We start from the raw sequence: 21,892 nt of genomic DNA, 5'->3' as shown, positions 1-21,892 counted from the left end.
GTTCCCATACCGAACACGGAAGTTAAGCTCTTTAGCGCCGATGGTAGTTGGGGGCTTCCCCCTGTGAGAGTAGGACGTCGCTAGGCAAAAGTAAACCACTGAGTACTCAGTGGTTTTTTTATTGTTAAAAAGCCGCCAACTAATAAGAATTGAAGATTAATCGGTCGGAAAAGAAGTGGTAAAACAAACCGAAAATGAGAAGACTAATGATAACAAGAAGGTCCCGTAGCAAGTGCCCTTTCATTTTCCCATTACCTTTTCAACGAGTAAGTGAAGTGTTTCACTAACCTGTCTATAATCAAAGGGTCACAATGGTTGATGGTGGCTTTGTCTACATTTTGAGCCCACTGAGGTATTTACTTGGCGATAACAAACCCTCAAGCTTACATAAGCATAAAATGTTTAAAGACAGTTAACTATCATATAGGGGAATTTAAGTTGGTCTGAAGCATAAATAAAAAGAGCGTAAATTGTATATAAAAGAAATTTGATGGTATCATAATTAAAGTTTTATAAAAAAAGAAATATAAAGTTTTAGTTTGTTAACCGATAGTTAGGAGCTATAAAAAATGAATAATTCTATTCGGTGGCTATATCCCAATTTAGTTGAGCCAACCTGGTCTGACATTCTTGTTGCCGTAACCATTATTGTTATAGGATGGTTATTTCAACATTATTTATTAAAGTTCATAATAAAAAAAGTAGCCGGTTTTTTTGAAAAAAAGTCAAAATTAATGACTGCAAAAATTATTGAACATTTCAGTAGAGAGATTCGTCATGCAATTTTTACATGGATTATCTTCTTTGCACTATCATACCTTATCGAGGTTTCTTTATTTTCAAATCAGTCTATGCGGAACTTCTTTTATTCATTGATGGTGTTTTATTTTATTAAAGGGGTTATCGATGTTTTAAATTATTATGCAAATCACCCTGAAGCGTTTCATTTAGACATAAGTAAATCAACTCGATTAACACCTTTTACATTGCGAGTCATTAATGCACTTCTAGCTATTTTAGGAATTGTATTAATTGCCTCATTATGGCAGTTTAATTTGAATGGATTTTTAACGGGGATTGGTCTTACCAGTGTGGCTCTCGCATTTGGGATCCGGGATACTTCATCTCACATCTTTGGCGGATTATCGATGGCATTTGATAAGCCATTTAAAGTAGGGGATATGATCGCTACAGAGGATAATAAAATTGAAGGAGTAATTCTGGATATTAACCTCCGTTCTACTTTAATCGCTACTGCTGATAAAGGGACGGTATATGTCCCAAATGCGTATTTAATGAACAGACCAATCTATAATATTACAACTAGAGAAAAGCGCAAAATCCAAACATATTATTATTTATCATCAACTCATACAGAAGAGGAAATGAGAAATCTATGCAATGAAGTCAAAAAACAGATTATCTTGCATTCAAGTGTTGCCAAAAATGAATTAATCCTTGTTTATATTGATGAATTTCACGCAGACTATTATCGAATGCTTGTAAGCTACTTCATCCCAACAAATGATATTCAAATAAAATATGATGTACAACAAGATATATTATTTGTTATTAAACAAGAAATGAACGAAGCCTCGCTTACTTTAGTAGACCCTGATTCTTTTAAGACAAATCAAATGGATAATCCTACAAGTTAAAAAAGGGGAGTAAAAACAATTTTGTTTTTACTCCCCTTTCATTATTTATTAGTCATCGTCACGATCATCATCATCGTCATCATTTTCATCATCATCAAATCTATCATCTAGGTCATCGTCGTAACGGTCATCAAAATCATCATCATATCGATCGTCATCATAACGGTCATCATAGTTATCATCTTGAGTCGGTTGATTAGTTGCTGAGTTTGCTTGAGTTGTTCCCTTTGTATTTATGGTTGTAGTTGTAGAAGGATTTGTATTAGAATTTCTGTCGTCATCATCATTATGGTCATCTTTGGTTTTCTTTAATAATTCACCTGTCAGGGCGTCGAATTTTAAATCATACTCTGCTTCAGCAGTAACTACTTCAACTTCATAAACCTTTCTTGATCCTTCTGTATCGAAATCAATTTCAGTAATTTTACCTTTAACTTCTGCTAATGCTTTTTTCTCGATTGCACTTTTTGTTAAAACTTTAGGTGTATCAGCAGAACCAACTATATTTCCTCCTGTAACAGCGATAATTCCACCAATTCCCATGACTCCTAATAAAGCAGGTACCAAAACAATCTTTTTCATGTTCTTCTCTCCTTTAACTTATTTGATACCTTTATAATACTGCCGATAAATTATAAGAAAGGGAGAGAAAGATTAGAATTTCATTAGAAATCCATTAATGGTTTCTAATCATCCTCATTTTCGTCACTGTTCTCTTCTTCAGAGTCATTCTCGTCATCGTCATCATCTACATCATCCTGTTGGGACACAGACATCACCTTTCCAGAAACGGCGTGGATTTGAAACGTGGCTTCATCGTTTTCTCCATCTATTTCAACGAGATAATAGCCCCCATCATTTGCTTCCTCATATACTACATATTCAACCGTACCATTAAGTTGCGATTGGGCAATTTGTTTTGCTTTCTCACTAGAAATAATAGTTGCTGCCTGATGATCAGGTGCGCTTTGTTGTTTTACATCTTCGGAAAGTACCTCACCTGTAATCGCATTAACTATAAGGGTTTTTAAAGTCTCTTGTTCTGTAATTTCGACTATATATTGGGGTTGCTCACTTGCATCCTGATAGTTAATGGATTGAATGGTGCCTTTTTGCTGAGCACTTAATAGCGTGCGAATTTCATCTGTTGTTTTCACATTCGCATCAGGTAAGTTTTGAACTTCAATCTTACGTATTTGAAGAATATTGCCACTTTCCGGCTCAATTTGAAAATTATAAGTGAGATTATTTCTTAGTACTGTCATATAGAAGAGATCGTTCTTTTCTTCAAAAGATTCGACAGAGCCCCCGTAGAGGTCCGTAATTAATTGGGAAGCTTCATTTACTGTTAATTCTTCCGTAGTTGCAAAAAAGCGATCTTGAATTAGCCAAATGACAAACACAGTAACGGTTATCATCAGTAAGACTAAAGAAATCATCCATTTCGTGTAGTTTGTCATTTGTCCTTCTCCTTGTTAACGTCTATATTGAAAGGAATCAACAATGTAAAACAAGTTCCTGCACCTAATTCACTTTGAACGTGAATATGAATTTGAAGTTTTTCAGATAGCTCTCTTGCAATGGCAAGACCCAATCCTGTACCTCCAGTTTTTCTATTGCGATCTTTATTGACGCGATAAAAACGGTCAAATAGATGAGGAATCTGATCTTCTGCAATACCTTCGCCAAAATCTTGAATAGCGACGCAAATTGATTTGTCCTGCTTTTTTGTTGTGATAACGATTTTATCTTCACTATATTTACGTGCGTTATCTAATAAAATAAATAAAAGCTGCTTTAGCTTTTGTTCGTCCGAGTAAACAAAAAGCAAGGGTTCTCCTTGTAGTTCCACGGTTCTGTTATAAGCCTGGCGCATTTGAGCTGCTGTACTTTCCAGTAGGAGGGAGAGGTCAATCTCGTTAACCGAAAGTGAAGCATGCTCTTTATTCTTGGCTAACTCCAGCATTTGAATGATTAAATCAGTCATACGGCCTGATTCATTTACAATTGCTTCTAAGGCTTCTTGAGCTACCTTTTCATTGGTAAAGCCTCTTCGTAGTAAAAGCTTCGCATAGCTTTCAATGACCGTAAGAGGGGTTCTAAGTTCGTGGGAAGCATTCGATACAAATTGTTCCTGCTTTCGGTAGTTTGTTTCAAGCGCTTCCATCATACCGTTAAAGGTACGCCCAATTTCTGCAAGCTCATCTTTTCCTACTTCAGCTCTTTCAATTTTTTCATAGTTTCCAGTTGTTCCGCTTTTCTTCATGGCTAGATTTAAACGTTCTAATGGTTTTAAAATAATTCGGCTAAGGGCCATATTTGATAATAGAAGGGGAATAGCTATAAGAACAGTTACTGCCACTAGAATTAGTTTCAATAAGGCAGCATTGTTTGCAACTTCATTTAAACGCTGTAATAGCTGCAATTTGACAACACTGCCATCAATCCAAATGGCAGGAGTTTCAGTCATTATGACTGGTATTCCGTCTATTTCACTTTTGGCATATTTTTCATCTTTACCTAATTGTAATTTGATATTCTCTATTTCTAGAGATGCATACACTGAACTAATTTGTTTTCCTGACCCATTTAATACCCGAACTGCACCATCGGAGGGCATATAAGCTCGCAAGATAAAATTTGGGTCTGTTGCTGTTGCATCTGTTATTTGGTTTAAAGAAGTTAAAAGTTCCTCACTACGCGTTTTTAGCTGCTTATATTCTGTGTTGATAGCAAGTTGCTCATAAAGCACGTAAACACCTGTGTTCATTAATGCTAATAAGATGAGCATAAGCAAGGTTGTAAAAAGGTGGATTTTCGTCCTAAGTTTCATGAGTGGACTCCTTTAGTACATAACCAACACCTCTTACAGTTTTAATAATAGATGCAGAATTCGCCGTTTCAAGCTTTTGGCGAATATAACGAATATAAACATCCACTACATTGGTGTCGCCAAAGTAATCAAAGCCCCACACAGCTTCTAAAATCTGTTCCCGAGCGAGTACTTGTTTTGGGTGTTTGAGTAAATACAGAAGTAAATCATATTCTCGGGGTGTTAAATCCACTGACTTTTCAAAGTAAAGCACCTCACGGGTTTGTTCATGAATAGAAAGCTGTCCATAGCTTAATAGATGATTGTCTATTTCTTCGATTTTTGCTTCTGCATTCGGTTTAGCAAAGCGAATAGAATTACGAATACGTGCCAATAATTCGTCGATTTCAAATGGCTTTGTTACATAATCGTTTGCACCAAGGTCTAAACCCTTTACCTTATCTTCAACTTCACTTTTGGCAGTTAGCAAAATGACAGGTGTGTTTTGTTCTGTAGCACGTATTCGCTTTAATACATCTAAGCCATGCATCTCAGGTAACATTAAATCAAGGAGAATTAAATCAAAGCTTCCTTCCCTGTATTTGATTAGGCCACTCGTTCCTGTATAAGCAACTTCTGTTTCATAACCCTCGAACTCTAACTCCAGCTGCAGGACACGGGCAATATTCTCTTCATCTTCAACAATTAAAATTTTATAGGTCATTTAATCAACTCACTTTTTTTTCTTCTTATATAGAATGATACAAAATCTTTATTAGAAATTAATGAGAAAACCCTTCTCTTCAAAAAAAATAATTCGACATAATATTTGGACCAACTATTTTTTGCAATACTAAGATCAGGAATTTAATATCAGGTAATTATTTTGGTAGCCACAGGAATTGGCAGAAGGTAATAAATACTTTATAAGAATGTTATTTTAATGTTTTAATATTTGATATGATAAGTAGCACAATAGTCGAAAGGAATTTTATATGGGAAAAAAACAAATTTGGTTTGAAGTAGAAGAAAATGAAACAATTGAACAATGTCTAGAACGGATGAAAAAAGAGGGTTACATGGCTATGGGACGAAAAGAAGAGCCCGTTTTCCATGTGGTAAATGGCGAGCCAACGTATTTGCGTCAAAAAGTAAAATTCAAAGGAATTTTATTGGAAGAATGAAATGGTTCTAACCAAAAACCGAACATTCCCGTTTTCTGAAAATTTATCGTTCGCATTTTATCATTGATTTTCTACTGAGGGATTGTTAAAATATGATTAGGAAATAAATAATAAACTTTTACCTCTTGTTTGGCAGCTTATGAAGTAACCTGGTTGCCGGACTAAGAAGGTACTGTATCAGTAAATACGATATCCCACATATATGCTAGAGAATATGGCTCTAGTGTCTCTACCCGACACCGAAAATGTTGGACTATGCGGGAAAGCAAACTTTTGGTGTATAAAGAAAGGTGTGGCGTGTATTATGTTCACTTCATTCTCTTTCAATCTTATGTCCTCAAGTATTCTGCTTTCTTTGCATAAGAGAGAGTGGAGTATTTGAGGACTATTTTATTGTTTAAAATAGTGTTTAATTGAAAATAGGTTTCCGTGGTTGCTGTGATCCTGACAAATTGATGTAAGGCATCCTGCTAGCTGAAGACGAGTCCTATCCTAGGATAATGAGTTCTTAGTTCCATGGAAAAAAAGATTGGTATAGATTGATTTTTTAAGACAGTAAAGCGTGTCGTTAATAACGGGACGAAGATTGAAGGAGAGATTGGTATGAATCCAAAAATCGGTGTCATTATGGGAAGTTCTAGTGACTGGGAAACGATGAAACATGCATGCGATATTCTTGATGAATTACAGGTTCCTTATGAAAAACAAGTTGTTTCTGCACATCGTACACCAGATCTTATGTTTGAATATGCGGAAAATGCTCGTTCAAGAGGAATCCAAGTGATTATTGCAGGTGCTGGGGGAGCAGCTCATTTACCTGGAATGGTAGCTGCTAAAACAACTCTTCCAGTTATTGGTGTACCAGTTCAATCAAAAGCGTTAAATGGATTGGATTCATTGTTGTCAATCGTACAAATGCCCGGTGGAGTACCAGTTGCAACTGTTGCCATTGGGAAAGCAGGGTCAACGAATGCAGGGTTGCTAGCTGCTCAAATACTATCGATTACAGATAATGAATTAGCTAACAAACTTGAAGCACGACGCGAGAGCATAAAGGAGCAAGTGTTGGAAAGCTCAGGTGATCTGTCATGACAAAGATGATTTTCCCTGGACAGACGATTGGAATCATCGGTGGCGGCCAATTAGGTCGCATGATGGCCCTTTCAGCAAAAGAAGCGGGTTATAAAATCGCTGTTCTTGAGCCATCCATGGATTCTCCCTGTGGGCAAGTGGCAGATATCCGAATTGTAGCCCCATATGATGATGAGGCGGCATTAGAGGAATTAGCGGATGTTAGTGACGTAATCACTTTTGAATTTGAAAACATAGATTATGAAGGTTTAAAGAGATTAGCAGAAATTGCATACGTTCCGCAGGGGGCTGAATTAGTCCGCATCACTCAAAATCGTGTAACAGAAAAGGCAGCGATTGTTGAAGCAGGTTGTCCTGTTGCACCGTACATAGTAGCAGATAATTATGATGAATTAGTAGAGCAAATCGACAAAATTGGCTATCCAAGTATTGTGAAAACCGCACGTGGTGGCTATGATGGTAAGGGTCAACAACAATTAAATTCAAAAGAAGACTTACCTTTAGCAAAAAAACTAATTGAGCATTCTCAATGTGTTGTTGAGGGGTTCGTTCCTTTTGAAAAAGAGATATCTGTCATTGTTCAACGAAATGGACAAGGGGAAACATATTGTCTACCGGTTGGTGAGAATATCCATGTCCATCACATTTTACATGAAACAATTGTTCCTGCACGTATTGCTGATGAAACTTATAGCAAGGCTGTTGAGGCTGCCAAGAAAATAGCAGATCACCTAAAGCTTGTCGGAACCCTGGCAGTAGAAATGTTCGTGTTAGAGAATGGTGAAATTATCATTAATGAGCTTGCACCTAGACCACATAATTCTGGACATTATTCAATGGAAGCTTGTAATGTTTCTCAATTTGGTCAACATATTCGGGCTGTTTGTGGATGGCCGCTTCGTGTACCGAAGCTCATGCAACCTTCTATTATGGTGAATGTATTAGGTCAACATGTAGTGCCGTTAAGCAATTCAATTTCTAAGCATGCTGATTGGTCAATCCATCTTTATGGGAAAACTGAGGCAAAAGTGAATCGTAAAATGGGTCATGTAACAATTTTGACAGATAATATTGATGACACTCTTTATGAAATCGAACATTCTGGCATCTGGTCAGAATAAAAGGAGAAGAAAACATGATCGAACGTTATACACGTCCGGAGATGGGCGCAATTTGGACAGAAGAAAACAAATTTAAAGCTTGGTTAGAGGTTGAAATTTTAGCTTGTGAGGCATGGGCTGAACTTGGCGAGATTCCAAAAGAAGACGTAGCATTACTTCGTCAAAACGCTTCATTCGATATTAATCGCATCTATGAAATCGAGCAAGAAACTCGTCATGATGTAGTAGCATTCACTCGTGCAGTTTCTGAAACTTGTGGAGAAGAACGCAAATGGGTTCACTACGGTTTAACTTCAACAGACGTAGTTGATACAGCACTATCTTATTTAATCAAACAAGCGAACGTGATTTTACGTAAAGATATCGTGAACTTTATCGACATCTTAACTGAAAAAGCAAAAGAATATAAATACACTGTTATGATGGGGCGTACTCATGGTGTACATGCTGAGCCGACAACATTTGGTCTAAAGCTTGCATTATGGCGCGAAGAAATGAAACGTAACCTTGAGCGTTTTGATACGGCTGCAAATGTGATTGAGACTGGTAAAATGTCAGGAGCAGTTGGAACTTATGCCAACATAGATCCATTCGTTGAACAATATGTTTGCGAGAAATTAGGCTTACAAGCGGCACCAATTTCAACACAAACATTACAACGTGATCGTCATGCACAATACTTCTCAACACTAGCGTTAATCGCAACATCTATCGAAAAATTTGCGACTGAAGTACGTGGTCTGCAAAAATCAGAAACTCGCGAAGTAGAAGAAGCATTTGCAAAAGGACAAAAAGGGTCATCTGCAATGCCGCATAAGCGTAACCCAATCGGCTCTGAAAACATGACAGGTATTGCACGTTTATTACGCGGATATATGGTAACAGCTTATGAAAATGTATCGTTATGGCATGAGCGTGATATTTCACATTCATCTGCAGAACGTGTCATTATCCCTGATGCAACAATCGGATTAAACTACATGTTAAATCGTTTCGGCAACATCGTGAAAAACTTGACGGTATTCCCAGAGAACATGAAACGGAACATGGATCGTACATTTGGCTTGATTTACTCGCAACGAATTTTACTTGCCCTAATCGAAAAAGGTTTAGTGCGTGAGGAAGCCTATGATACAGTTCAGCCGCTTACGGCAATTGCATGGGATGAACAAAAACAATTCCGACCATTAGTAGAAGGAAATGAAAAAATTACATCTCTTTTATCAAAAGAAGAAATTGAAGATTGCTTCGATTATAACTACCACATTAAAAATGTAGATATGATTTTCGAACGTCTTGGTTTAAACAATTAATCCATTCTCGCTAGTAACAATTTGATAAATATCATTCATCTCTCACAGCTGTGGGAGATGAATGTAAAATAATTGGAGGCACACGTCATGAATAAAGGGCAGCTTTTGTATGAAGGAAAAGCAAAACGTTTATACCAAACAGAACAAGAGGATATTTTGTTCGTAGAGTATAAAAACAGTGCTACTGCATTTAATGGTGAAAAGAAAGCAGAAATTGATGGAAAAGGTATACTAAACAACCGCATTACAACAGTAATTTTCGAAAAATTAAAAACGCTAGGTATTGATTCACACTTTGTGGAGCGAATCTCTGAAAATCAACAGCTTGTTCGTAAAGTAGAGATTATTCCGATCGAGGTAGTGGTTCGTAATATCGCTGCGGGCAGTCTTGCGAAACGACTTGGGCTTGAAGAAGGAACACCGCTAAATCGTACAATTGTAGAGTTTTATTATAAAGATGATGCTTTAGGGGATCCAATCATTAATAACGATCATATCGATATTATGGGGATTGCTACGAAGGAAGAAGTCGAAACTTTATATGAACAAGGTTTAAAGGTTAATAGTGTTCTTCAACCAATTTTTGAAGAAGTCGGCGTTATTTTAGTAGACTTTAAGCTTGAATTCGGCCGTGATAAGGATGGAAATGTATTGCTGGCGGATGAAATCTCACCGGATACTTGCCGTCTATGGGATGCAGAAACAAAACAAAAGCTTGATAAAGACGTGTTCCGACGCGATTTAGGTAATTTAACAGATGTATATGAAATTATTCTTGCTAGACTTGGAGGAAAATAGAAATGACTAAAGTTAAAATTTACGTTACATTACGCGAAAGTGTGCTTGATCCACAAGGTTCAGCTGTGCAAGGCTCATTAGTGAAAATGGGTTATAACGAAGTACAAGACATCCGTATCGGAAAATATTTGGAAGTTGTCATTGGTGATACAGAGCGTGATCTTGATTCCCTAGTAAAAGAAATGTGTGAAAAGCTTCTTGCAAATACAGTTATTGAAGATTACCGCTACGAAGTCGAGGAGGCTAACTAATCATGAAATTCGCAGTACTCGTTTTCCCTGGGTCAAACTGTGACATCGATATGTATCATGCGATTAAAGACGAGCTGGGTGAAGAAGTAGAATACGTATGGCATGACACAACAGATTTAAGCGAATTTGATGGCGTTTTAGTACCGGGTGGGTTCTCTTACGGTGACTATTTACGTTGTGGTGCAATGGCAAACCAATCAAACGTAATGGCCGAAGTGAAAAAGTTCGCCCAAGAAGGCAAACCAGTGCTTGGTGTATGTAACGGATTCCAAATTTTAACTGAAGCAGGATTACTTCCAGGAGCATTACTTCGAAACAAAAACTTGAAATTCATGTGTCGTACAGTTGGGTTGAAAGTAGAAAACAACGATACTTTATTTACAAATCAATATGAAGCTGGCCAAATCATCAACATCCCAATTGCACATGGAGAAGGAAACTACTTCTGTGATGACAAAACGCTTGCAGAATTAAAAGCAAACAATCAAATTGTCTTTACATATTCAGGTGAAAATCCAAACGGCAGTCTTGAAGATATCGCTGGTATCATAAATGAACGCGGTAATGTACTTGGAATGATGCCTCACCCGGAGCGTGCGGTGGATGCATTACTAGGCAGTGACGACGGTCTGAAAGTATTCAAATCTATTGTAAAAATGTGGAGGGAATCACATGTCAGCTAGTTTAGAACCAACACAAGAGCAAATCAAAGAACAAAAGCTATATGCTTCTATGGGGATGTCAGATGAAGAATTTGCCATGGTGGAGAACATCATAGGTCGTCTTCCAAACTGGACTGAAACGGGTCTATTTTCTGTTATGTGGTCTGAACACTGTTCTTATAAAAATTCAAAACCAGTATTACGCAAGTTCCCGACAAAAGGTCCGCAAGTGCTGCAAGGTCCTGGAGAAGGAGCAGGGATTGTTGACATCGGTGATGAACAAGCGGTTGTTTTCAAAATGGAATCTCATAATCACCCTTCGGCAATTGAGCCTTATCAAGGGGCAGCAACTGGTGTCGGTGGGATTATCCGTGACGTTTTCTCGATGGGTGCCCGTCCGATTGCCATGTTAAACTCCCTACGCTTTGGCGAATTACAATCTAAGCGCGGCAAATATTTATTTGAAGAAGTGGTTGCAGGGATTGCTGGTTACGGAAACTGTATCGGTATTCCAACAGTAGGTGGAGAAATTCAATTTGATCCTTGCTATGAAGGAAATCCCCTTGTTAACGCTATGTGTGTAGGATTAATTGACCATAAAGATATTCAGCGCGGGATTGCAGCCGGTGTAGGCAATACAGTGATGTACGTTGGTGCCAAAACCGGCCGTGATGGTATTCATGGTGCGACATTCGCATCGGAAGAACTTTCAGAAGCTTCTGAAGAAAAGCGCCCTGCAGTTCAAGTAGGGGATCCATTCATGGAAAAACTTTTACTTGAAGCATGTCTAGAGGTTGTAAAATCAGATGCCCTTGTAGGAATTCAGGATATGGGTGCAGCAGGTCTTACTTCATCATCAGCAGAAATGGCTTCGAAAGCTGGTTCTGGTGTAGAAATGAATTTAGACTTAGTACCTCAACGTGAAACAGGAATGACAGCTTATGAAATGATGTTATCCGAATCACAAGAACGTATGCTGCTTGTTGTGAAAAAGGGACGCGAAGATGAAATTAAAGCCATCTTTGATAAATACGGTTTAGATGCTGTGGCGATTGGCCGCGTTACAGATGACAAGATGCTTCGCCTAGTACATAAAGGGGAAGTTGTTGCAGAAGTTCCAGCAGATGCACTTGCAGAAGATGCACCTGTTTACAATAAGCCTTCGAAAGAACCTGCATACTTTGCAGAGTTCCAAGCAATCGAAAACAGTGAACCGGAAGTTGATAACTATAAAGAAACTTTACTAGGATTACTTCAGGCACCAACCGTTGCTTCGAAAGAGTGGGTTTATGATCAATATGACTATCAAGTACGTACGAATACGATTGTTGCACCTGGTTCTGATGCAGCTGTATTACGTGTACGCGGTACTAATAAAGGTCTTGCCATGACAACTGACTGTAATTCTCGTTATATTTTCCTAGATCCTGAAATGGGTGGGAAAATTGCAGTAGCTGAAGCTGCACGTAACATTGTCGCTTCTGGTGGTAGACCACTAGCGATTACAGATTGCTTAAACTTTGGAAACCCAGAGAAACCAGAAATCTTCTGGCAAATTGAAAAATCAGCTGACGGCATTTCAGCAGCATGTACGGCACTTAATGCACCAGTAATCGGCGGGAACGTTTCCCTTTATAACGAACGTTCTGGTGAAGCAGTGTATCCAACGCCAACAATCGGTATGGTTGGCTTAGTAGAAGATTTAGCCCATGTTACAACTCAGCAAGTTAAAGCTGCTGGAGATGTAGTTTACCTAGTAGGTGAAACAGCTACTGAATTCGGTGGTTCTGAGCTTCAAAAGCTTGTTTTCGGTAAAATTTTCGGTAAAGCACCTCACATCGATTTAGAGATAGAAGCAAGCCGTCAAAAAGCAATTTCAATTGCAATCCGTGAAGGCTTATTACAATCTGCACATGACATTTCAGAAGGCGGTGCAGCAGTAGCTTTAGCTGAAAAAACTTTCGGAGCGCAGGACCTAGGTGTTCACGTAACATTAGAAGGCTCTGCTGTAACAGCTTTATTCAGTGAATCTCAATCACGTTTCATTGTAACCGTGAAAGAGGAGAATGCAGCTGCATTCGAAAAAGTACTTCCAGAAGCGAAGAAAATCGGTATCGTAACAGATGATGCACTAATTTCAATTAACGGTGATACTGGCATTCTTTTAGAAGGTACAGTGGAGGAATTCCGTTCTGCTTGGAAAGGAGCTATCCCATGCTTGGTGAAATCAGAGGCTTAAACGAAGAATGTGGCGTATTCGGCATTTGGGGACATTCTGATGCTGCACAATTAAGCTATTATGGTCTACATGCACTTCAACACCGTGGTCAAGAAGGAGCTGGGATCGTCGTAACAGACGGCCATGTTCTTCGTGCGGTAAAGGGTGAAGGACTCGTAAATGACGTTTTTAATGAAGAAAACTTAAGCAATGCCAAAGGTTTCGGAGCAATTGCACATGCCAGGTATACGACTGCTGGCGGCGGCGGTATTGAAAATGTACAGCCTTTATTATTCCGATCCTCTACAGGTACATTAGCTATTGCCCATAATGGGAACTTAGTAAATGCAAATCATCTAAAACAACATTTAGAACGTTCAGGCAGCATTTTCCAATCCACATCGGATACAGAAGTTGTGGTTCACTTGATTAAAAAAAGTAAAAAGCCAGGCTTCCGTGCACAAGTGAAAGAATCTCTTTCTTTATTAAAAGGTGCCTTTTCTTTCTTGATCATTACGAAAGAAGGGATGATGGTGGCTCGTGATCGTAACGGATTACGCCCACTATCTCTTGGTAGATTAGGAGATGCATATGTTGTTGCTTCGGAAACCTGTGCATTTGATTTAATCGGTGCAGAGTTTGTTCGTGAAGTAGAACCAGGTGAGTTATTAGTTATTACTGACCAGGGCATTGAAGAGGATCGTTTTGTTGAAATGGAAAAACGTGCAATGTGTGCTATGGAATATGTTTACTTTGCCCGTCCTGATTCCAACATCGACGAAATTAACATTCATGCAGCACGTAAACGTATGGGTAAACAGTTGGCAAAAGAGTGTTTTGGAATTGAGGCGGACGTTGTCACAGGTGTTCCGGACTCTTCAATCTCCGCGGCAATTGGTTTTGCTGAAGAAAGTGGCATCCCTTATGAGCTTGGTTTAATTAAAAATCGCTATACTGGTCGTACTTTCATTCAACCAACACAAGAACTGCGTGAACGTGGAGTGAAAATGAAGCTTTCACCAGTTGTCCAAGTGGTGAAAGGTAAACGTGTCGTGATGGTGGATGATTCCATTGTCCGCGGTACGACTTCACGTAGAATTGTTAATATGTTAAAAGAAGCTGGTGCCACAGAAGTACATGTTGTCATTTCGTCACCGCCAATGAAAAATCCTTGTTTCTATGGGATTGATACATCAACAAGTGAGGAACTGATTGCATCTAGTATGAGTGTAGAAGATATTCGTGAAGCTATCGGAGCGGATACGTTAACATTCCTTTCTGCTGACGGACTTATAGAAGCTACTGCTCGTGCATTTAACGATGAAACTCGTGGACTTTGCATGGCTTGCTTTACAGGCGAATATCCAACAGAAATTTTCCCGGATACAGTTTTACCACATGTGAAGGAATTGCAGCATTAAAGCTTTGGGCGTAAACGCAATTACGCCAAGGCGAATCGATAAGAGGAGGATTCAAAAGTCATGTCAAAAGCATATGAACAAGCGGGCGTTAATATAGAAGCTGGTTACGAAGCAGTGAACCGAATGAAATCCCATGTTGAACGTACAAATCGTTTAGGTGTCATGGGAACGTTTGGCGGCTTCGGAGGCATGTTTGACTTGTCCTCTCTAAACTTAAAAGAACCGGTCCTTATTTCAGGTACTGATGGTGTTGGGACAAAATTAAAACTCGCTTTTATGGTCGACAAACACGATACAATTGGCGTGGATTGTGTTGCAATGTGTGTCAATGATATCGTAGCTCAAGGTGCAGAGCCCCTGTATTTCTTAGATTATGTTGCAGTTGGGAAAGCTGAACCTGCAAAAATTGAACAGATTGTAAAAGGTGTGGCAGATGGATGCGTACAAGCAGGTAGTGCATTAATTGGCGGGGAAACTGCTGAAATGCCTGGTCTTTATGATGAAGATGAATACGATTTAGCTGGTTTTGCAGTGGGTGCTTGTGAAAAAGCGAATGTGGTCACAGGTGAAAAAATTGCAGAAGGCGACGTGCTTATTGGTCTTGCTTCAAGCGGTGTTCATTCCAACGGTTATTCACTAGTTCGTAAAATTGTCTTTGCTGATAATGGCTTTGCAGTTGATGATGTGGTGGAAGGTTACGAAGATCTTGGCCCGATCGGAGAAGCACTACTTGTACCAACTAAAATCTATGCAAAACCTGTTCTGGAAATCTTGAAACAAGCAGATATCCATGGTATGGCTCATGTAACGGGCGGCGGTTTCTACGAAAACCTTCCTCGTATGATGCCAGAAGGATTAGCAACTGAAATCGACCTGGAATCGTGGCCGGTACTACCTGTCTTTGAATTTTTAAAAGACAAAGGTGCGTTAGCTGATAAAGATTTATATAACGTTTTTAATATGGGGATTGGATTTGTTCTTTCTGTACCGGCTTCTGAGGCAGATAAAGTTATAGATGTTGCTTTAGAAAATGGGGAAAAAGCATACAAGATTGGTCGTGTCGTTAAAGGGGAAGGTGTCGTATTTAACGGACAACATGATGGGAGCTTGAAATAATGACAGCGAAAATTGCCATCTTTGCTTCTGGTAGCGGAAGTAATTTTCAAGCAATCCAACAAGCAATTGAAAATGGAGATCTGGATGCTCAAATTCAAATTGTTGTAACAGATAAGCCAGATGCTTTCGTTGTGAGACGAGCAGAAAACTTTAATATCCCTGTATTTTCATTCACTGCCAAACAATATGAAACAAAAGCAGCTTATGAGCAGGAAATCATTAATACTTTGAAAGAGCTTGAAGTAGAGTGGATAATTCTTGCTGGATACATGCGTTTGATTGGCAGCACCTTGTTGTCGATATATTCGAATCGAATCGTCAATATTCATCCGTCCTTACTGCCTTCCTTTCCAGGTAAGGATGCGATTGGACAAGCAATGGAGCATGGTGTAAAGGTTACGGGAGTAACGGTTCATTTTGTGGATGAAGGAATGGATACAGGTCCGATTCTAAGCCAGGCGGCAGTGGAAGTAGTCGAAGGGGATCGTGCGGCAACGGAAGCGCGTATTCATGCGGTTGAACATGAGCTTTATACAAATACATTGCAAAAGCTATTTAAAAATGAAATTAAATTAGTTCATTGAAAATGGGCTCTTTGGGTAGTTTGTTAGTTTCGAGTCGAGCATCATATAGATTTGTGATGCTCTCGAAATTTAATACATAAATTTATTTACATAATTGGAGGTCTTTTCGTGACGAAACGTGCACTTATTAGTGTTTCTAACAAAGATGGAATTTTAGAATTTGCAAAAGAATTAGTAGCATTAGATTACGAGATTTTATCAACTGGCGGGACGAAAAAAATGTTGCAAGATAACAATGTTCCGGTAACTGCTGTTGATGAAGTAACTAAATTCCCTGAAATTCTAGATGGCCGTGTGAAAACATTAAATCCATTCATTCATGGGGGTCTTTTAGGCAAATTTGACGATCCTTCTCACCAAGCACAAATGAATGAACATGGAATCGAACCGATTGAAATTGTTTGTGTAAATCTGTATCCGTTTGTAGAAACAATTTCAAAACCGAATGTAACATGGGACGATGCAATTGAAAATATTGATATCGGCGGTCCAACAATGTTGCGTTCTGCAGCGAAGAACCATCAGTATGTAACAGTAATTGTAGACTCTAATGACTACGTAAATGTTCTTGAAGAGCTACAGGCTCAAGGGACAACAACTCTTGAAACACGTAAGCGCCTAGCGGCAAAAGTATTCCGTCACACAGCGGCTTACGATTCATACATCTCGAATTATTTGACAGAAGAAGAGTTCCCGGAAAATTTAACAATGACATATGAATTAAAACAAACGTTACGTTACGGTGAAAATCCTCATCAAAAAGCCGCTTTCTATCAAAAGCGTTTAGGTTCGGATTTTTCATTAGCTTATGCGACTCAATTGCATGGGAAAGAATTATCTTACAATAACATTCAAGATGGAAATGCTGCCCTTCAAATTGTAAAGGAATTTGAAATTCCAGCTGCTGTTGCAGTAAAACATATGAATCCATGTGGAGTAGGTACTGGTGCTAGTATCGAAGAAGCATTCGATAAAGCATACGAAGCGGATCCAACTTCTATTTTCGGTGGAATTATTGCATTAAACCGTGAAGTAGATATCGCTACTGCTGAAAAATTAAGCGGTATTTTCTTAGAAATTATTATTGCTCCATCATTTACAAAAGAAGCCCTAGCAATCTTAACACAAAAGAAAAATATCCGTTTAATGACAATCAGCTTCGCACAAGAGAACCAAGATAAACTGAAAGTCGTATCTGTTGAAGGTGGTTTGTTAGTACAGGAAGATGATACTTTTGGATTTGCCGAAGCAGATGTAAAAGTGGTAACGGATCGCGAGCCTACTAACGAAGAATGGGAAGCCTTAAAATTAGGCTGGGCAGTAGTAAAACATGTGAAATCAAACGCAATCGTTGTAACGGATGCACAGATGACATTAGGCGTTGGGGCAGGTCAAATGAACCGTGTCGGCTCTGCAAAAATCGCCCTAGAACAAGCTGGTACGAAAGCGAAAGGTGCAGCTTTAGCATCGGACGCATTCTTCCCAATGAACGACACTGTGGAAACAGCAGCAGCAGCCGGTATTACAGCAATCATTCAACCAGGTGGTTCTATAAAAGATCAAGATTCCATCGACAAGGCCAATGAATACGGAATTGCTATGGTATTTACAGGCGTACGTCATTTTAAACACTAATTTTGAATACAGTATGAAGTGGTTTAAGACGCTCGGCGATGAGCCGGGCGTTTTTTAGGATTTGTGGTTTGGGAACATGCGCAAATGGCAAATAAACTAGTGAAACTCGCAAGTAAACGGGTTGAACTTGCGAGTAAGTTGTCGAGTCGCTCGTAATAGGGAGAAAAGCGCTCGTAAACAAGTGCAACCCGCTCGTAACCAAACAGTATCAAAATCTCAACAATAAAAATATAGGAGGCATTTCACATGAACATTCTAGTTATTGGTAGTGGTGGACGTGAACATGCTATTGCAAAGAAATTTAATGATTCTCCTTCTGTAAGCAAGGTATTTGTTGCCCCTGGTAATGATGGGATGAGGCAAGATGCGGAAATCGTTGCTTTGGATGCAATGGATTTTGCGGGACTTGCCCAATTTGCTAAGGAAAATGAAGTGGATCTAACTTTTGTGGGACCTGAACAACCTCTGGCTGGTGGAATCGTTGACTTTTTCCAAGCAAGAGGACTGCAAGTTTTTGGGCCGATGAAAGCAGCTGCTCAAATCGAAGGTAGTAAATCGTATGCAAAAGAGATTATGAAAAAGTATAATATCCCAACAGCTGCTTATGAAACGTTCACGGATGCTTCGAAAGCCATCGCATATATTGAACAACAGGGTGCACCAATCGTAGTAAAAGCTGACGGATTGGCAGCGGGTAAGGGAGTAATTGTTGCTATGACGGAACAAGAAGCAATCGATGCGATTAATGATATGATCGGTAATCAACGCTTCGGGGAATCTTCTTCTCGTGTGGTAATCGAGGAGTTTTTAGACGGGGAAGAATTCTCCTTTATGTCATTCGTTCATAAGGGTCAAATTTATCCGATGGTCATTGCACAAGATCATAAGCGTGCATATGATGGAGATAATGGACCGAATACTGGTGGCATGGGTGCCTATTCACCTGTACCTCAAATTCCGCAAGAATATATTTCAAGAGCGTATATCGAAATCGTTGAACCAACAGTTAAAGCGATGGAAGAAGAGGGTGTTTCCTTTACGGGAATCCTTTATGCGGGCTTAATTTTAACGAAGCAAGGGCCAAAAGTAATTGAATTTAATGCACGTTTCGGTGATCCTGAAACACAAGTGGTTCTCCCGCGTATGGCGTCTGATTTTGGTTTATTTATGAAGGCATTAATGGAAGAGAACTATTTTGATCTCCAGTGGACTGACGAAGCCGTGTTAGGTGTTGTTATTGCAGCAGAGGGTTATCCAGGAGATGTAGAAAAAGGAAACCCACTTCCAGACCTAAATATCCTAACTGAAAATTATGATGTATACCATGCCGGTACAAAGCTTGTCGATGAACAGTTTGTAGGGAATGGTGGCCGTGTTCTTTTAGTTGCTGCTAAAGCCAACACATTAAAAGAAGCACAAGAAAAAGTATACAATGGTATTGAACAACAGCAATGGGATAAATTTTTCTATCGTAAAGATATTGGGTGGAGAACTTTCCAATAATAAAATGGCAAGAGGGATTCCCCCTCTTGCCTAATTTATTTAATCGGACTTAAAGCATCCGTTATTTTAAGGAATGTTTTTTACTTGTTTTGTTTGCCTGAATTCGTACCAGCAGCAGTTTTCACAGCTTGAGTTGCCGCATTTTTCAATGAATCACTTTGTGTCGCATTCGAGACAATTTGCCCAACTTCAGAGGCAGCTTTTTCAACACTACCACCAGAACTGCCAGTTGCCTGAGAAGAACTGTTCTGAGAATAGTTAGAACCAGAACTATTTGGGGAAGTTCCAGAGCCCCATTTTTCTGTATAGAACTCATTATAAGCGTTCATAATGCTATCCCCATCCAAATACTCTTCAAATGTCGTAGCAACAGCTTGTTTTACATTGGAATTGATTAAAGCTTTCATTGGACAATAAAGAAAAATTCCTTCTGCCACTTTCATGGCACCTGCTGCTATGAATAGAGTACCTAAACCACGGTTGCCCGACTCCTTTGCAAGATGAGCAATTCCACATGCTGTCAACCCAGTTCCCAGAGCCAATCGAACAAAACCACTTTTTTCTGAAATATTCTCTTGCATGTAAAGTCCTCCTTTGTCAAAGTGAAATTAATACCAAATAAATGTCTTTTCTTTAAAAAAATGCTGTGATACGATAAAGTCAACTATTTTTTTCTAAATACTCAATAAATAATTGAACAATTTTTGAGCAAAGTTAGTATGTGCGTATAAAAATCAATTAACCAAAATAAATATTATAAGTAATAGAAAGGAGTGTTAATAATGCCAGAGTCTACCTGGAAAATTCACGAAATCCGAAAACAAGTTGCTGTAATCGACGGGCAATTAGCACCATCAATGGTTTTAAAAAATGCTCGCTTTCTACATAGTGTGCTAAAAAAATGGCTGGTAGGAAACATTTGGATACTAGGGGACCGTATCGTTTATGTTGGAAATGAAATGCCGACAGACCTTTCTGGAACGGAAGTCATTGATTTGGAAGATAAAGTAGTGGTACCCGGATACATCGAGCCGCATGTTCATCCGACTCAGCTATATAACCCGCATTCATTTGCAGACTTTGCTGCACAAAGAGGAACAACAACTTTCATTGCGGATAACATGACATTTGCCCTTTCATTGCCAAATCAGAAAGCGTTTACATTTTTGGACCAATTGAAAAAGTTGCCGTTTTCATTTTATTGGTGGGCTCGGTTTGATTCCCAATCTGAGCTTCAAAATGAGGATGAAATCTTTAATAATAAATCTGTTTTGGAATGGCTGGGAAGGGATGATGTACTTCTTGGCGGGGAATTAACGGGATGGCCACGCTTGATTCATGGAGATGATCTAATGCTGCATTGGATGCAGGCAGCGAAACTTAAAGGAAAAAAGGTGGAAGGACACTTCCCGGGAGCATCTGAAAAAACACTTGCACGCATGAAGATTTTTGGAGCAGATAGTGATCATGAAGCCATGACGGCAGAAGAAGTAGAAAGAAGAATTTTGCATGGTTTTGATGTAACGCTACGGCATTCTTCCATTCGTCCGGACTTACCGCAATTATTAAAAGGCATCTTAGAGAAAGAGCTAGATATTTTTGATCATTTAATGATGACAACAGACGGGTCTACTCCAGCATTCCATGAGGATGGTGTGATGGATAAATGTATTCGCGTCGCGCTAGAGGAGGGTGTTTCTCCGATTGATGCCTATAATATGGCCTCATACAATATTGCTCGCTATTATAATAAATCACACTTGCATGGGCTTATTGCTACTGGGCGTTTTGCTACCTTGAATATTCTGAAAAATGAATCGACCCCTGATCCCGAATCTGTTTTATCTAAAGGAATTTGGTTAAAGCGTGATATGAAGAAAGTGAAAGGTCTGCCTAAAATTAGTTGGAATCAGTTCAACCACTTTACGATACCTTTCGATATTACTGATGATGATTTTCAATTTTCTATGCCGATTGGAATCCATCTAACAAACGAGGTCATTACCAAACCTTTCTCTATTAATCTTCAATTTAGTAAAAAAGAACTTCCCCTTGGAAATGATGAAAGCTATCTTATGCTAATCGATCGAAAAGGGAAATGGCGAGTTAACACAATGCTTAAAGGATTTGATACGCATATAAAAGGATTTGCTTCCTCTTACTCAAATACTGGAGAAATAATTTTAATAGGAAAAAGCATAGAAGATATGAAGTTTGCATTTAATGAGTTAAAGAGATTAAATGGTGGAATTGTTCTAGCAGAAAATAAAGAAGTAGTTGCGTCTATCCCTCTCAAAATTAATGGCAAGCTTTTTGATGGCGATGTTGAACAGTTAATCGAGCATGAAAAGCTGCTTACGAAGGCTTTAAAGGAAAGAGGATATAGTCACTCAGATGCAATTTATACCCTATTCTTCTTGCAATCCACACATTTACCTTATATTCGTATCACACCACAAGGGATATATGATGTCATGAAAAAGAAAGTGATGTTGCCTGCTGTGATGCGCTAAAGGAGCGAATT

General features: G+C 38.9%; 20 protein-coding genes, 1 rRNA gene and 1 riboswitch. Of the genes, 16 read left to right on the top strand and 5 right to left on the bottom strand.

Going from position 1 to position 21,892, the window contains the following annotated elements:
• Nucleotides 1-86, top strand: a 5S ribosomal RNA gene (rrf, locus tag ACFQU5_RS15925); the annotation flags it as partial.
• A gap of 483 nt (nucleotides 87-569) precedes the next feature.
• Complete coding sequence (locus ACFQU5_RS15920; protein ID WP_390289904.1) at nucleotides 570-1,658, top strand: mechanosensitive ion channel family protein; 1,089 nt, start codon at nucleotides 570-572, stop codon at nucleotides 1,656-1,658.
• 48 nt (nucleotides 1,659-1,706) lie between these two features.
• Here ACFQU5_RS15920 and ACFQU5_RS15915 read toward each other — a convergent pair whose 3' ends face one another.
• The 4 genes from ACFQU5_RS15915 to ACFQU5_RS15900 form a co-directional block, all read right to left on the bottom strand.
• Nucleotides 1,707-2,240 (bottom strand): PepSY domain-containing protein, encoded by a 534-nt coding sequence (locus ACFQU5_RS15915; protein ID WP_390289901.1) that lies wholly within the window; start codon nucleotides 2,238-2,240, stop codon nucleotides 1,707-1,709.
• 104 nt (nucleotides 2,241-2,344) lie between these two features.
• Complete coding sequence (locus tag ACFQU5_RS15910; protein ID WP_390289898.1) at nucleotides 2,345-3,118, bottom strand: PepSY domain-containing protein; 774 nt, start codon at nucleotides 3,116-3,118, stop codon at nucleotides 2,345-2,347.
• Nucleotides 3,115-4,491 carry a sensor histidine kinase gene (locus ACFQU5_RS15905; protein WP_390289895.1) on the bottom strand — a complete coding sequence of 459 codons (1,377 nt, stop codon included), beginning with the start codon at nucleotides 4,489-4,491 and terminating at the stop codon, nucleotides 3,115-3,117. Before ACFQU5_RS15905 ends, ACFQU5_RS15910 begins: the two co-directional genes overlap by 4 nt.
• The gene (locus tag ACFQU5_RS15900) at nucleotides 4,481-5,194 is read right to left on the bottom strand and encodes a response regulator transcription factor (RefSeq protein WP_390289892.1); all 714 of its coding nucleotides are present in this window, start codon (nucleotides 5,192-5,194) and stop codon (nucleotides 4,481-4,483) included. The genes ACFQU5_RS15905 and ACFQU5_RS15900 overlap by 11 nt, the downstream gene beginning before the upstream one ends.
• Nucleotides 5,195-5,465: 271 nt before the next feature.
• Here ACFQU5_RS15900 and ACFQU5_RS15895 point away from each other — a divergent pair, with 271 nt between their 5' ends.
• The 13 genes from ACFQU5_RS15895 (at nucleotide 5,466) to purD (ending at nucleotide 19,368) form a co-directional block, all read left to right on the top strand.
• A complete protein-coding gene (locus ACFQU5_RS15895; RefSeq protein ID WP_390289889.1) occupies nucleotides 5,466-5,654 on the top strand; it encodes an NETI motif-containing protein in 189 nt (62 codons plus the stop codon).
• 176 nt (nucleotides 5,655-5,830) lie between these two features.
• Nucleotides 5,831-5,930: riboswitch (purine riboswitch) on the top strand.
• 327 nt (nucleotides 5,931-6,257) lie between these two features.
• A complete protein-coding gene (gene purE / locus ACFQU5_RS15890; RefSeq protein WP_390289886.1) occupies nucleotides 6,258-6,746 on the top strand; it encodes a 5-(carboxyamino)imidazole ribonucleotide mutase in 489 nt (162 codons plus the stop codon).
• Entirely contained in the window at nucleotides 6,743-7,867 is a 1,125-nt protein-coding gene (purK, locus tag ACFQU5_RS15885) for a 5-(carboxyamino)imidazole ribonucleotide synthase (RefSeq protein ID WP_390289883.1), read from the top strand. The genes purE and purK overlap by 4 nt, the downstream gene beginning before the upstream one ends.
• Before the next feature lie 14 nt (nucleotides 7,868-7,881).
• Entirely contained in the window at nucleotides 7,882-9,180 is a 1,299-nt protein-coding gene (gene purB, locus ACFQU5_RS15880) for an adenylosuccinate lyase (protein WP_390289881.1), read from the top strand.
• Between the two features lie 87 nt (nucleotides 9,181-9,267).
• Complete coding sequence (purC, locus tag ACFQU5_RS15875) at nucleotides 9,268-9,978, top strand: phosphoribosylaminoimidazolesuccinocarboxamide synthase (RefSeq protein WP_390289878.1); 711 nt, start codon at nucleotides 9,268-9,270, stop codon at nucleotides 9,976-9,978.
• Nucleotides 9,979-9,980: 2 nt separating this feature from the next.
• Nucleotides 9,981-10,229, top strand: coding sequence for a phosphoribosylformylglycinamidine synthase subunit PurS (gene purS / locus ACFQU5_RS15870; RefSeq protein ID WP_107935917.1), 249 nt, complete (start codon nucleotides 9,981-9,983; stop codon nucleotides 10,227-10,229).
• Between the two features lie 2 nt (nucleotides 10,230-10,231).
• Nucleotides 10,232-10,912: a phosphoribosylformylglycinamidine synthase subunit PurQ gene (gene purQ, locus ACFQU5_RS15865; RefSeq protein WP_390289875.1), complete on the top strand. Its 681-nt coding sequence runs from the start codon at nucleotides 10,232-10,234 to the stop codon at nucleotides 10,910-10,912.
• Nucleotides 10,902-13,130, top strand: a complete 2,229-nt coding sequence (gene purL, locus ACFQU5_RS15860; protein ID WP_390289872.1) for a phosphoribosylformylglycinamidine synthase subunit PurL — start codon at nucleotides 10,902-10,904, stop codon at nucleotides 13,128-13,130. Before purQ ends, purL begins: the two co-directional genes overlap by 11 nt.
• Nucleotides 13,106-14,530: an amidophosphoribosyltransferase gene (gene purF, locus ACFQU5_RS15855; protein WP_390289868.1), complete on the top strand. Its 1,425-nt coding sequence runs from the start codon at nucleotides 13,106-13,108 to the stop codon at nucleotides 14,528-14,530. Before purL ends, purF begins: the two co-directional genes overlap by 25 nt.
• 60 nt (nucleotides 14,531-14,590) lie before the next feature.
• The gene (gene purM / locus ACFQU5_RS15850; RefSeq protein WP_390289866.1) at nucleotides 14,591-15,646 is read left to right on the top strand and encodes a phosphoribosylformylglycinamidine cyclo-ligase; all 1,056 of its coding nucleotides are present in this window, start codon (nucleotides 14,591-14,593) and stop codon (nucleotides 15,644-15,646) included.
• A complete protein-coding gene (purN, locus tag ACFQU5_RS15845) occupies nucleotides 15,646-16,230 on the top strand; it encodes a phosphoribosylglycinamide formyltransferase (protein WP_390289863.1) in 585 nt (194 codons plus the stop codon). The genes purM and purN overlap by 1 nt, the downstream gene beginning before the upstream one ends.
• 108 nt (nucleotides 16,231-16,338) lie before the next feature.
• Nucleotides 16,339-17,865 (top strand): bifunctional phosphoribosylaminoimidazolecarboxamide formyltransferase/IMP cyclohydrolase, encoded by a 1,527-nt coding sequence (gene purH, locus ACFQU5_RS15840; RefSeq protein WP_390289860.1) that lies wholly within the window; start codon nucleotides 16,339-16,341, stop codon nucleotides 17,863-17,865.
• A gap of 246 nt (nucleotides 17,866-18,111) precedes the next feature.
• Nucleotides 18,112-19,368 carry a phosphoribosylamine--glycine ligase gene (gene purD, locus ACFQU5_RS15835; protein ID WP_390289857.1) on the top strand — a complete coding sequence of 419 codons (1,257 nt, stop codon included), beginning with the start codon at nucleotides 18,112-18,114 and terminating at the stop codon, nucleotides 19,366-19,368.
• Between the two features lie 80 nt (nucleotides 19,369-19,448).
• Here purD and ACFQU5_RS15830 read toward each other — a convergent pair whose 3' ends face one another.
• Nucleotides 19,449-19,949, bottom strand: a complete 501-nt coding sequence (locus ACFQU5_RS15830; protein WP_390289854.1) for a YgaP family membrane protein — start codon at nucleotides 19,947-19,949, stop codon at nucleotides 19,449-19,451.
• Nucleotides 19,950-20,150: 201 nt separating this feature from the next.
• On the opposite strand from ACFQU5_RS15830, the gene ACFQU5_RS15825 reads away from it, so the two are divergent.
• Complete coding sequence (locus tag ACFQU5_RS15825; RefSeq protein WP_390289851.1) at nucleotides 20,151-21,881, top strand: adenine deaminase C-terminal domain-containing protein; 1,731 nt, start codon at nucleotides 20,151-20,153, stop codon at nucleotides 21,879-21,881.
• Nucleotides 21,882-21,892: the final 11 nt, after the last annotated feature.

This window comes from Ureibacillus sp. GCM10028918, assembly GCF_042666115.1.
Classification (GTDB): Bacteria; Bacillota; Bacilli; order Bacillales_A; family Planococcaceae; genus Ureibacillus.
The sequence above is the reverse complement of the archived record's forward strand: the minus strand, read 5'-3'. Positions and strand labels throughout refer to the sequence as shown.